The following is a 12,017-nucleotide window of genomic DNA, read 5'->3' as shown; positions in this document are numbered from 1 at the left end:
GACGCGATCATGAAAAGGGTCCCGATTCGCCGGTCACGCATGCGCGGTGTCGCCGCGGTCGAATTTGCGCTCGTGCTGATGCCGATGATCGTGCTCGCGACCGGCGTGGCCGAGTTCGGCCGCGCGATCTACCAGTACGAGACGCTCACCAAGGCGACGCGCAACGCGGCGCGCTACCTGTCGGTCTTTCTGCCGAACGACAGCGCGTATCCGCTCGCGGAGGCGCAGTGCCTCGTCGTGTACGGCAGCACCACGTGCGGCTCCGCCGGCAGCGAGCTGGTGCCGGGGCTCACGACGTCGATGGTGATCGTCTGCGACGCCACGCATTCGCCCGATTGCGCCGACGCGTCCGACCCGTCGCAGTTCGCGAACCTGCCGACGTACGACTCGACCAACAACGCGGCAAGCGGCACGGCGACCGGCAGCATCAACGTCGTCGAAGTGAAGGTGAAGGGCTATCAGTACCAGCCGATTCCGGCCTACCCGGGGCTGTCGTCGATCACCTTCGGCAACATCGTCACCGTGATGAGGCAAGTGTCATGACCCCGCGCCCCTCTCCGCCGTCGCGCCGTCGCGCCCAACGCGGCTCCACGATCGTCGAATTCGCGCTGATCGCGTCGATCCTGATCACGCTGCTGATCGGCATCTTCGAATTCGGGCGCGTGCTGTTTTACTGGAACACGGCGAGCGAGGCCATCCGGCTCGGCGCCCGCACGGCGATCGTCTGCGACGTGAACGCGCCCGGCGTCGTGAAGCGCGTGAGGTCGCTCATGCCGATCCTGGCCAATTCGAACGTGTCGGTGACCTACTCGCCGTCGGGCTGCAACGTGAGCTCCTGCTCGTTCGTGACCGTCAGCATCAGCAACGTCACTGTCAACACGATGATCCCGATCGCGAACGTTGCGATCACGATGCCGTCGTTCACCACGACGCTGTCGCGGGAAAGCCTGAACTCCTCGACGGGCGGCACCGCCTGTCAATAATCGAACCGACGAGGCACAGTCATGATCAATATCCTCGTAGCCGCCGACGATACCGCCCGGCTCATGCAGATCGCGCGTCTGGTTACCGACAGCGGACACTATCGTGTGACACGTGCGCACGGTCGGCCGTCCCAGATCGAGCATCGCACCGATGGACTCGATTCATTCGATATCCTGCTGATCGACGGCGCGACGACCGATGCGGCCGAGCTGTCGGCGATCGAGCGGATCTGCCGGCTGCACCCGTGCCTGATCGGCATCCTGGTGACCGCGGATGCGGCGCCGCACGTGCTGCTGGACGCGATGCGCGCCGGCGCGCGCGACGTGCTGCAGTGGCCGATCGATCCGGCGGCGCTCGCCCGCGCGCTCGAACGTGCCGCCGCGCAAAGCACGCGGCGCGACGGCGGCGACACACGCTTCGTGTCCTTCATGTCGTGCAAGGGCGGCGCGGGCACGAGCTTCGCCGCGAGCAACGTCGCATACGAGATCGCCGAAACCCACAAGCGTCGCGTGCTGCTGGTCGATCTGAACCAGCAGTTCGCGGATGCCGCGTTCCTCGTCAGCGACGAGACGCCGCCGTCGACGCTGCCGCAGCTGTGCGCGCAGATCGAGCGACTCGACGGCGCGTTTCTCGACGCGAGCGTCGCGCACGTGACGCCGACCTTCCACGTGCTGGCGGGCGCGGGCGACCCGGTCAAGGCCGCGGAGATGCGCGAGGATGCGCTCGAATGGATCCTCGGCGTCGCGGCGCCGCGCTACGACTTCGTGATCTTCGATATCGGCGTGAGTATCAATCCGCTGTCGATGATCGCGCTGGATCGCAGCGACCAGATCCAGCTCGTGCTGCAGCCCGCGATGCCGCACGTGCGCGCGGGCCGCCGGCTGCTGGAGATTCTCGTGTCGCTCGGCTACCCGGCCGACCAGTTGCGGCTGGTGGTGAACCGGATGACGCGCGCGAGCGAACGGTCCCGCGCCGCGCTCGAGGAAGTGCTCGGCCTGCACGCCAGCTGCACGATACCCGACGACGTCGACACCGTGCGCGAAGCGCTCGACCTGGGGCATCCGGCCTCGCGCGTCGCACGTGGCGCCGCGGTGACGCGGGCATTGCAGGCCTGCGCGAAGCAGATCGTCGAAGGGGACGTGCGCACGCGGCACGGCACGTCCAGCAGCGAACCGTTGATGTCCCGGCTGTTCGGCCGCAAGGCCACGCCGAAGCTCAAGTCCATGTGAATCTTTCGGGGAAACCATCATGTCATTGCGCGAACAGATGTCCTTGCACCGGACGCAGCCGCAGGCGGCGGGCACCGAACCGGCAGGTGCGGCCCATTCGTCGGTACGCAACGCGTACCAGAAGCTGCGCCGTGAAATTCACCTGACGGTGCTCGAGCGCGTCGAGCTCGAGCGCCTGTCACGCCTGCCGCAGGAACAGGTCCGGCAGGAAATCTCGTCGCTGATCTCGCGCATTCTCGACGAGGAGCGGCTGCTCGCGAACGACATCGAGCGGCGCCAGCTCGCGATCGACGTGTACGACGAAATGTTCGGTTTCGGCCCGCTCGAGTCGCTGCTGCGCGACCCCGGCATCTCCGACATCCTCGTGAACACGTACCGCCAGGTCTACGTCGAGCGCAGCGGCCAGCTCGAGCTGACCGACGTGACGTTCTACGACGACGCGCACCTGATGAAGGTGATCGAGAAGATCGTGTCTCGGGTCGGGCGGCGCATCGACGAATCGACCCCGATGGTCGATGCGCGTCTGCCGGACGGCTCGCGCGTGAACGCGATCATTCCGCCGTCGGCGATCGACGGGCCGCTGATGTCGATTCGGCGCTTCGCGGTCAACCCGCTGAAGATGGACGACCTCGTGAGTTACCAGAGTCTCACGCCGCCGATGGCGGAGCTGCTCGACGCGCTGGCCCACGCGAAAGTGAACGTGCTCGTGTCGGGTGGCACCGGCAGCGGCAAGACGACGCTGCTCAACATCCTGTCGGGCTTCATTCCGCGCTCGGAGCGGATCGTGACGATCGAGGATGCGGCCGAGCTGCAACTGCAGCAGCCGCACGTGCTGCGGCTCGAAACGCGGCCGCCGAACATCGAGGGCAAGGGCGAGATCACGCAACGCACGCTCGTGCGCAACGCGCTGCGGATGCGGCCGGACCGGATCATTCTCGGCGAAGTGCGCGGCGCGGAAGCGCTCGACATGCTCAATGCGATGAACACCGGCCACGAAGGCTCGCTCGCGACGATCCACGCGAACACGCCGCGCGATGCGCTCACGCGGCTCGAGAACATGATCAGCGTCGGCGGCCTGACGCTGCCGCCGAAGACGATGCGCCAGCAGATCGCGTCGGCGATCTCGGTGGTGGTCCAGGCGACGCGGCTCACCGACGGCAAGCGCAAGATCGTCAGCATCCAGGAGTTGACCGGGATGGAAGGCGACATCATCAACATGCAGGAGATCTTCACGTTCAAGCGCACCGGCATGGATCGCGACGGTACGGTGCGCGGACACTTCTGCGCGACCGGCGTGCGGCCGAAGTTCGCCGAACGGCTGCAGGCGTTCGGCATCAACCTGCCGGATTCGCTGTACGACCCGGCGCAGCGTTACGAGACGAAGTGACGACGCGCCATCGTCTGATTCCGGGGAGGCCTCATGGACTCGATCTATTACGGTTTTGTGATTCTCACCTTCGTCGCGGTCGTGCTCGCGATCGAGGGCGTCTATCAATGGTGGAACGCGCGTCACGGTGCCGCGGCACGCCGGATCGAGTCGCGCTTGCGCGCGATGTCGGCCGGCGGCGGCGTGCAGCAGGAGCGACTGTCGATTCTCAAGAAGCGGATGCTCGACGAGTCGAAGCCGTTCGACCGGCTGCTGATGCGGATGCCGCGCATTCAGGCGCTGGACCTGGTGCTGCAGCAGTCGGGGCTCGACTGGACGGTCGCGAAGCTGGTCGTGATCAGCGCCGTATTGCCGGTCACGGCAGCGCTCGTGCTGACGGTCACCCCGTTGCCGCTGATCGCCGTGCTGCCGATTGCGCTGCTGACCGCATGCCTGCCGGCCATGTACGTGATGCGGCATCGCAACCGCCGGATGCTCAAGCTCGAGCGCCAGCTGCCGGAGATCTGCGACATGATCGCGCGGGCGTTGCGCTCCGGCCACTCGTTCTCGAGCGCGCTCGGGATGATCGGCGAGGAGTTTCCCGAGCCGATGGGCGGTGAATTCCGGATCACGTTCGACGAGATCAACTACGGCGTGTCGCTGCACGATGCGCTGGTGAACCTCGCGACGCGCGTGCCGGCCCACGACCTGCGCTACTTCGTGATCGCGGTGCTGATCCAGCGCGAGACCGGCGGCAACCTGGCCGAGCTGCTCGACAGCATCGCGTCGCTGGTGCGCGAGCGCTTCAAGCTGTTCGACAAGGTCCGCGTGCTGTCGGCGGAAGGGCGGCTGTCGGCCTGGATCCTCGGGCTGCTGCCGTTCGGGACCGCGGCCATGATGGCAATGTTGAACCGGGAGTTTCTGTCGGTGCTCTGGCAGGATCCGGCCGGCATCAAGATGGTCGGCGCGATGCTGGGGTCGATGGCACTCGGCCTGCTGTGGATTCGCCGCATCATCCGGATTCGCGTCTGACGCGTGTCTCAGGCTTCACGAACCGATTCGAGGCTGTCATGCAAAACCTGAGCGTAATACATACCGTGATGCTGGCCGGCTTGTTCATTTTCGTCGCCGGCGGCGTGCTGGTCGCGATGCTGCTGTTTGCGCCGCGCAACATCGAGCGCCGGATTCAGCAGGCGAGCGGGGCAAGTGTGGGCATCGGCGGCGGTGCGGACGGCGACGGGCAAACGTCGCGCTGGATCGCGAAACTCGTCGAGCTGTCGCAACCGATTTCCCGGCTGTCGGTGCCGCAGGAGGGCTGGGAGAATTCTCCGCTGCGGATCCGGCTGATGAATGCCGGCTGGCGCAATCCGAGCGCGGGCGCGCTTTACTTCGCGGCGAAGACGGTGCTCGCGCTGGTGCTGCCGGGCGCGGCGCTGCTGGCGCTCGCCACGACGCGGCTCGCGGATCAGCGCATGCTGCTGTCGTTCATCCTCGTCGCGCTCGCCGGGATCGGCTACTACGTACCGAATGTGATCCTGTCGCGGCGGATCGCGACGCGGCAGCGGGTGATCTTCGAGGACTTTCCGGATGCGCTCGACTTGCTGACCGTCTGCGTCGAAGCCGGGCTCGGGCTCGATGCGGCGCTGATGCGGGTGAGCGAGGAACTGCGCTTTCGCAGCGAAGTGGTCGCGGGCGAGCTCGACTTGCTGCTGCTCGAGATGCGTTCCGGGTTCACGAAGGAAACCGCGCTGCGCAATTTCGCGCTGCGCACCGGCGTCGAGGATATCGAATCGTTCTGCGCGATGCTGATCCAGGCCGACCGCTTCGGCACGAGCATCGCCGAATCGCTGCGCGTGCTGTCCGACATGCTGCGCACGCGGCGGCGGATGCGCGCCGAGGAACGCGCCGCGAAGATCGCGCTGAAGCTGCTGTTCCCGCTGATCTTCAACATCTTCCCGGCGCTCATGTGCGTGTTGCTCGGGCCGGCGATGATTCACGTGTATCGCGTGCTGCTGCCGTCCCTCGCCAGCATCGGACACTGAGTAGCGGCGCGGGTGGCCGCGCGAAAACGAATTGGCGTGCCGACCCGGCCGCACCGGTCGGCCGGCACGGTAAGGTCTTCATGGGAGGCTCCTCCTCCCCCCGGGCGGCGCCGCGAGACAGGTCGATCATAGCGGCGTCAATGCAACCCGGACCCATGGTCGACCCTGGATACAGCCGTAGTCCACTGCCCGCGCGGGTGGCCCCCTACGGTTAATCGCGAACGCAACCGCGGCAGTGCGCCGGCCGGACGGGAAATCAGCCCGGCAAGGCCGGTCCGCACCGCTCGTGCTGCGCGAAAATCCCCTTGAAATTCCCGTTTCGAATTCCTACGATTATTCAAAATCAGGCTCGAATGACGGTGCGCACGGGGCGATTGACCTGCGTGCCGGATATATCGAACACCACATCTGAATATCGAGCGTCTGCCCGACGATACGGAAAACAGGCCAGTCGTCCACGATCAAGGCCGGGGGAATCATGAACGAACACACAGCGCGACGCACGCGGTCCGACGCTTCATCGAGCAGGCGCCCCTCCGCGTGGAGCGAACCCGCGAACCCGCCGGGCATCGTCGCGCATCCTCTGCCTCCCGACTCCTGAGAACCGGCGCACGCAACCGCGCCCGGTACACCGCCTTCTCACCGACACCCTGCGCATCGGCGCCCACGCGGCCGGCGTGGCGACGCGCGTCGCGCAGTCGACGGACCGACATAACAATTCGAACGAGGGACGCAGCATGGCCATCCATGTGCCTGTGACACGCCGGACGTTTCTGAAGCTCGCCGGTAGCGGCGCCGTCGTCGCCGTGTCGGTCACCCATTTGCCGGCCGTCGTGCTCGCCGCGGGCGACACGCAGGCCGATGCGAACGGCCCGAACTGGGCGCCGGTGCCCGGCAAGGCGCGCTGGCGCATCGACGGGATGCCGAAGGTCACGGGCCAGAAGATCTACGCGCGCGACTTCAAGGCCCGCGACTTCGTCGGCTGGCCGCAGCGGGAAAACTGGCTCTATGCGCTGCGCTGCGACCGGGTCGACGCCGTGTACCAGGGCTACGATCTCAGCGTGCTGCCGGCCGAACTGCGACCGGTCGCGATCGTCGACAGCGCCTTGCTGAGCGCGCGCCGGATTCCGCTTGCGCCCGAACCCGATCCGATCGCGAACCAGGACATCTACTGGCTCGCGCGGCCCGGCCATCCGGCGGACTGCTACGGGCAACCGGCCGCGCTGCTGATCTTCGAGAACTTCGACGTCTATCGCCGCGCGAAGAAGCTGCTCGACTTCAATCGCGGCGTGATCCGCTACGGCGCGTCGACCGGCGCGGGCCCGGCCGCACCGGTCGTGCCGTATTTGCCCGTGACCGTCTACGTGCGCGACGACGAACGACGGTTCAACTACGTCGACAACTACCAGACCGACAGCAACGGCAAGCCGAGCGCGAAGTACCTGGAGGAACGCGAGGCGGCAGTCGCCAACATCGATGCGACGATTGCCCGCCAGGCGGCCGCCGGCGCGTGGATCGGCGTTCGAGCGACCGGCGACGACGGGTTCGAGACGCCGGCGATCGACCCGATGTTCATGGAGCCCGAGTCGGGACTCGCATGGTACGACGCGTCCGCCGCGAGAATGAGCCTCGTGCTCGGCACGCAATCGGCGAACGACGATGCGACCGGCGCGTGCGCGCTGTTCGACGGCAGCGACATCCCGGTCAAGGAGGCGCATGTGATCGCGTGCTACCCGGGCGGCGGCTTCGGCGGACGCGACAAGTCCTATTTCCCGCTGTATCTGGCGCTGGCGGCGCCGTTCGCGAAGGGCGCGCTGCGCTGGCAGCAGTCGCGCTACGAACAATTCCAGGTCGGCCTGAAACGCTGCGAGACGCAGTTTTCCGAATCGCTGTGGTTCGACCGTCGCGGCAAGCTCGAAGCGATCACCTGCGATTTCCTGTTGAACGGCGGCGGCAAGAAGAACCTGTCGCCGTACGTCGCGCAGCTTGCCGCGTTGAGCGCGATGAGCTGCTACGAGATCCCGCGCGCACGCGCGCAGGCCGCGTCCACCTATACGCGGGAAGTCTTCGGCGGGTCGCAGCGCGGCTTCGGCGGGCCGCAGGCGTTCATGGCGATCGAGACGCTGATGGACGAGGCCGCGCGCCAGCTCGGGCTATCGCCGTTCGAGATCCGGCGCGCCAATCTGCTCGGCAAGGCGCCCGATCTCGGCAAGGGCCGCGCGATCACGGGTGCGCCGATCCTGTTCGACCTGCAGCTCGACGCGCTACTCGACCGGCTGGAGCGTCATCCGCTATGGCTCGAGCGCGAGCAGACGCGCGCCGAGCGCAACGCGCGCAACCTCCGGTACGGCGTCGGTCTCGCGATGGCGAACGAGGCGTACGGCACGTCCGGCGACGGGATGTTCGGGATGGTGCAGATCCTGCCCGACGGCAACTTGCGCGTGATCACGCCGTATACCGACATGGGCAACGGCGCGGCCACGACGCTGGGTCTCGCCCCGGCTGAATTTCTCGGGCAGAACGCGCAAACGATTGCGATGAGCGAGATCGCGCCGTTCAACGCGCTCGGGCTCACCCCGAAGGGCCCGTCGAGCGCTCCCAATTGGGTGCGCTACTACTACGGTTCGTCGAGCGCGTGCCTCGGCGCGTTCCATCAGTACCACGCGGTGAAGGGGGCCGCGCAGGCGCTGTTTCTGCAAAGCGTGCTGCCGGCCGCGCGCGCACGGTGGGGCGTGAACGTGCGGGCCGCGGACGTGCGCTGGGTCGATCGCACGCTCGTCGCGAACGGCCTCGTGCCGATTTCGTGGCCTGTGCTGCTCGGCACGATCGGGAAGCTGGGCCTGCAGACCGTGGCGGCCGTGCATGCGAGCTATGCCGGCTACTTCTGGAAGGGCACCTATCCGTTCGCGTCCGGCAGTGCGCAGATCGACTACGACTACGTGGCGGTCGGCCTCGACCCGTATCGTCTCGCGCCGCTGCAGCGCGTGCTGCAGCCGCCACCGGTCAATACGTCACTCTACGGGCGGACGACCTATGCGCCGTCGGCGACGCTCGTCGCGGTGGCGGTCGATCCGGCGACCGGACGCGTGAAGGTCGAACACGTGGTGACGGCCGTGAGCGTCGGCCGGCAGTTGTCGCCGGAACTCGTCGAAGGGCAGTCACAGGGCGCGGTCGCGATGGGGATCGGCAACGTGCTGACCGAGACGTGCCCGCTGGGGCCGGACGGGCCAGGCGGCGGCCGCTGGAATCTCGATCGCTACGAGGTCACGCGGCTGCCGGACATCCCCGTGCAGGAGCTGATCGCATTGCCACCGCCGGCCGGCGATCCGGCCAATGCACGCGGCATCGCGGAAGCGGTGATGTGTCCGGTCGCGCCGGCGCTGCTCAATGCGCTCGCGATGGCGACGGGGCGGCGGTTCCGGGTGACGCCCGTGACGCCGGAGAAGATTCGGGAGGCACTGCAATGAGCAATCCGGTCCGGATGACCATCAACGGCAGGCCCGTCGAAGCAGACGCCGCCGACGGCGACATGAACCTCATCGACTTCCTGCACGAGCGGCGGGACCTGACGGGCACGAAGCTGTGCTGCGGCATCGGCGTGTGCCGCGCGTGCACGGTCGGTGTGCGCAACACGCCCGATGCGCCGATGGAAAAGACGCTGTCGTGCTCGACGCCGGTCAGCGCGATGGCCGACATGCACGTGTACACGATCGAAGGGCTCGCGCAGGGCGGCGCGCTGTCGCCGCTGCAGCAGAGCTTTCTCGAGTCGTTCGCGTTCCAGTGCGGCTACTGCGCGTCGGGCTTCCTGATGGCCGCGACCGCGATGCTCGACCATCTGCGTGCGCAGCCGGTGCACGAGCGCGATCTGGACGCGATGATCGAAACCTGGGTCGGCGGCAACATCTGCCGTTGCACCGGCTACGTCAAGTACATCGAGGCCATTCGCAAGGTGGCGCTGCGCTATACGAAGGGGGCGGCATGACGACGAGAACCCGCGTCGCCGCGCTGGCGATGCTGCTGGCCGTGCAGGTTGCGCCGGGCGCGCCGGGCGCGCGCGCGGCGGAAAACGCCGATGCGTCGCTGCATGAATATGCGCAGCAGTGCACCGACGAAATCGGCGAGATTCCCGCGTTCGACTGCAACGCCGGCACCGATGTGCCGATCACCGTCAACGGCCGCGTGCCCGCGCGCTATGCGGCACACATGACGTGCGATCGCCCTGCGCTGCTGCCGTATGACGCGCCGACGTCCGGGCAGTGCACGCCTTATTCGAAGATCCTCGACCTGTCCCACGGCGACACGCAGATCTCGGCGTTTTGCCGTCGCAAGCAGATCCGCGCGAACCGCAGCCCGTATTACGACGAAGTCGACATCGTGCTGCACCATGCGGGCAACGGCAAGACCTGCTGGTTTCATGCGGAGAAGGGCGGCACGGCCGGCATGAACGCCGCGCGCGTGCCGCCGCCGAACGAGACGACGCCGCCGCCCGGCCATCCGTCCGCGGCCGAGTTCTGGTGGAAGCCGGCCGCGACCGCGTCGAAGCGCTGCGTGTCGTGTCACGACGCGAGCCCGGTCATGTACAGCCCGTGGATCGGGCAGGTATGGAACAAGGTGCCGACCGATCCGTGGGGCAAGTACGTAAATCTCGGCGCCGACTTCGCGTCGTGGACCTCGCATGCGATCAGCACGCCCGGCAACACCTGCATCGGCTGTCACCGGATCGGCGACCAGAACAGCTGCAAGATCTACGTGCCGCTCGCCGCCGGAATGCTGCCGCCGCCGAAGGGCAGCAACGCGCGCGCGAGCCGGTATCCGCTCACGCACTGGATGCCGATCGACAACAACAAGAGCCTCTACGAATGGAATGCGGCGAACGTGAAGTCGGTGAGCGACCTGCTCGAATGCTGTTCGGCGCGGGGCAAGAACGATCCGAAGTGCAGCTTCACGCCGGCGGCGCAGGCGGCCCAGGCGGTGAAATAGGCCGCCCGCGATTGCCGGCGCCGGCGCGTCACGGCCGTCCCTCGCTCGGCACGTCCGACGCCTTGCTGAGCTCGGCCATGATGATTCGCGCGATCTCGTTGGCCGGTGCGCGTCCGTCGGGGCCGGCCCCCGTGTTCGCCCACGTGACGATCGTCGTCTTCGTCGCCGGGTCGTAGCCGGCGAACGTATTGAAGCCCGGTATTTCACCGGTGTGTCCGTAGAACGTACCGAACTTCGCGAGCCCCATGCAGTAGCTGGCCGATGCGGGATTCGACGGATCGATCGGCGTGCAGCTCGCGAGCCGTTGCGCCTGCAGGTCGGCGTTCAGATAGCCGCCGCCGACCATGCGCTGCACGTACGCACCCAGTTCGGTCGCGGTCGAGATGCCGGAGCCGGCCGTCCATGCCCACGACGTATTGACGGTCGTCACGTTGGCGGGCTGCAGCGTGCCGTTTTTCGCGGCCGCCTGGCGTGCCGGGGACAGCGCGTCGCTGTCGATCGTCTCGGTATTGGTGCCCCACTGATAGCCCTGCGGCGACGGCGCGGGCAGCGCCGTGTTGTCCTGCGGCGGCAGGGCGGTTTCGGTCAGGCCGAGCGGCGCGAACAGCCGCGTCCGGATCGCATCGGCGGCGCTCATGCCGGTGAGCTGCTGGATGATCAGGCCGAGCAGCACGGTATTCGTGTTCGAGTAGCGGAAATCCGCGCCCGGCGCGAAATAGACCGGCTGGCTCTCCGCGATGCCCAACAGCTCATCGGTGGTCCACACCTTGTCAGGCTGCGCATCCAGCGTCTGGTTGAACGCGAGATTCGTCGAGTAGTTATAGAGGCCGCTGCGCATGGTCAGCAACTGCTCGATCGTGATCGAGTCGCCGTTCGGCACGTTGGCGACGTACTGGCTGACGTGATCGGTCAGGTGCAGCCTGCCTTCCTGCACGAGTTGCAGGATCACCGTGCCCGTCCACGTCTTCGTCACGCTGCCGACGCGGAAGTGCGCGTTCGTCGGGATCGGCGTGTTCGTGCCGCGCACGGCCGTGCCGAACGACGCGAGCCAGTTGCCTTGTGGCGATTGCACATAGACGACGGCGCCGGGCGTCATCGTATCCGCGAGCAATGCGTCGATCTGCGGACGCGCCTCGGTCGCGTAGGCCGGTTCGCCAGAGCTCACCGAGCTGTCGCCGCCGCAGGAGGAAACCGCGATGCCGACGGCCAGCGCCGGTGCAATCGCCGCCACGCGACGCGTCAGCCGCTTGGCGGCGCGCGGGAAAAGCCGGGGAGGAGCAGAAGTCGCCATCGCGTGTTCCCTTCCTGTTCGTGATGTCTTGGTGTCTCCTTGCATCCCCAGAACTATAGGACACGCATCCACGCGCCGAAGGTGTACGTTGAATTCGTCATACGATACCGACCCCGGCCGGCGCC

At 67.1% G+C, this 12,017-nt stretch carries 10 protein-coding genes; 9 read left to right on the top strand and 1 reads right to left on the bottom strand.

Annotated elements, in window-relative coordinates:
* The first annotated feature begins 9 nt into the window (after nucleotides 1-9).
* From LMA02_RS33605 to LMA02_RS33565, 9 genes are all read left to right on the top strand, one after another.
* Complete coding sequence (locus LMA02_RS33605; protein ID WP_228910199.1) at nucleotides 10-543, top strand: TadE/TadG family type IV pilus assembly protein; 534 nt, start codon at nucleotides 10-12, stop codon at nucleotides 541-543.
* Entirely contained in the window at nucleotides 540-983 is a 444-nt protein-coding gene (locus tag LMA02_RS33600; protein ID WP_228910198.1) for a TadE/TadG family type IV pilus assembly protein, read from the top strand. The genes LMA02_RS33605 and LMA02_RS33600 overlap by 4 nt, the downstream gene beginning before the upstream one ends.
* 21 nt (nucleotides 984-1,004) lie before the next feature.
* Nucleotides 1,005-2,213, top strand: coding sequence for an AAA family ATPase (locus tag LMA02_RS33595; protein WP_228910197.1), 1,209 nt, complete (start codon nucleotides 1,005-1,007; stop codon nucleotides 2,211-2,213).
* 19 nt (nucleotides 2,214-2,232) lie between these two features.
* On the top strand, nucleotides 2,233-3,600 hold the full coding sequence (locus LMA02_RS33590; protein WP_228910196.1) for a CpaF family protein: 1,368 nt from the start codon (nucleotides 2,233-2,235) through the stop codon (nucleotides 3,598-3,600).
* A gap of 33 nt (nucleotides 3,601-3,633) precedes the next feature.
* Nucleotides 3,634-4,611: a type II secretion system F family protein gene (locus LMA02_RS33585; protein WP_228910195.1), complete on the top strand. Its 978-nt coding sequence runs from the start codon at nucleotides 3,634-3,636 to the stop codon at nucleotides 4,609-4,611.
* Nucleotides 4,612-4,649: 38 nt separating this feature from the next.
* On the top strand, nucleotides 4,650-5,621 hold the full coding sequence (locus LMA02_RS33580; protein WP_228910194.1) for a type II secretion system F family protein: 972 nt from the start codon (nucleotides 4,650-4,652) through the stop codon (nucleotides 5,619-5,621).
* Nucleotides 5,622-6,358: 737 nt separating this feature from the next.
* Complete coding sequence (locus LMA02_RS33575; RefSeq protein ID WP_228910193.1) at nucleotides 6,359-9,088, top strand: xanthine dehydrogenase family protein molybdopterin-binding subunit; 2,730 nt, start codon at nucleotides 6,359-6,361, stop codon at nucleotides 9,086-9,088.
* A complete protein-coding gene (locus LMA02_RS33570) occupies nucleotides 9,085-9,603 on the top strand; it encodes a (2Fe-2S)-binding protein (RefSeq protein ID WP_228910192.1) in 519 nt (172 codons plus the stop codon). The genes LMA02_RS33575 and LMA02_RS33570 overlap by 4 nt, the downstream gene beginning before the upstream one ends.
* A complete protein-coding gene (locus tag LMA02_RS33565; RefSeq protein ID WP_228910191.1) occupies nucleotides 9,600-10,601 on the top strand; it encodes a hypothetical protein in 1,002 nt (333 codons plus the stop codon). Before LMA02_RS33570 ends, LMA02_RS33565 begins: the two co-directional genes overlap by 4 nt.
* A gap of 28 nt (nucleotides 10,602-10,629) precedes the next feature.
* On the opposite strand, the gene LMA02_RS33560 is transcribed toward LMA02_RS33565, so the two are convergent.
* A complete protein-coding gene (locus LMA02_RS33560; protein WP_228910190.1) occupies nucleotides 10,630-11,892 on the bottom strand; it encodes a serine hydrolase domain-containing protein in 1,263 nt (420 codons plus the stop codon).
* Between the last annotated feature and the right edge of the window lie 125 nt (nucleotides 11,893-12,017).

The sequence above is a fragment of the Burkholderia sp. B21-005 genome (assembly GCF_020843965.1).
In the GTDB taxonomy this organism is placed as follows: Bacteria; Pseudomonadota; Gammaproteobacteria; order Burkholderiales; family Burkholderiaceae; genus Burkholderia; species Burkholderia ambifaria.
This window is presented reverse-complemented; position numbering and strand designations above follow the sequence as displayed.

Excerpts from the sequence above, each read along its gene's own strand:
- LMA02_RS33605 (WP_228910199.1), top strand. The coding sequence starts at position 10 with ATGAAAAGGGTCCCGATTCGCCGGTCACGCATGCGCGGTGTCGCCGCG.
- LMA02_RS33600 (WP_228910198.1), top strand. The coding sequence starts at position 540 with ATGACCCCGCGCCCCTCTCCGCCGTCGCGCCGTCGCGCCCAACGCGGC.
- LMA02_RS33595 (WP_228910197.1), top strand. The coding sequence starts at position 1,005 with ATGATCAATATCCTCGTAGCCGCCGACGATACCGCCCGGCTCATGCAG.
- LMA02_RS33590 (WP_228910196.1), top strand. The coding sequence starts at position 2,233 with ATGTCATTGCGCGAACAGATGTCCTTGCACCGGACGCAGCCGCAGGCG.
- LMA02_RS33585 (WP_228910195.1), top strand. The coding sequence starts at position 3,634 with ATGGACTCGATCTATTACGGTTTTGTGATTCTCACCTTCGTCGCGGTC.
- LMA02_RS33580 (WP_228910194.1), top strand. The coding sequence starts at position 4,650 with ATGCAAAACCTGAGCGTAATACATACCGTGATGCTGGCCGGCTTGTTC.
- LMA02_RS33575 (WP_228910193.1), top strand. The coding sequence starts at position 6,359 with ATGGCCATCCATGTGCCTGTGACACGCCGGACGTTTCTGAAGCTCGCC.
- LMA02_RS33570 (WP_228910192.1), top strand. The coding sequence starts at position 9,085 with ATGAGCAATCCGGTCCGGATGACCATCAACGGCAGGCCCGTCGAAGCA.
- LMA02_RS33565 (WP_228910191.1), top strand. The coding sequence starts at position 9,600 with ATGACGACGAGAACCCGCGTCGCCGCGCTGGCGATGCTGCTGGCCGTG.
- LMA02_RS33560 (WP_228910190.1), bottom strand. The coding sequence starts at position 11,892 with ATGGCGACTTCTGCTCCTCCCCGGCTTTTCCCGCGCGCCGCCAAGCGG.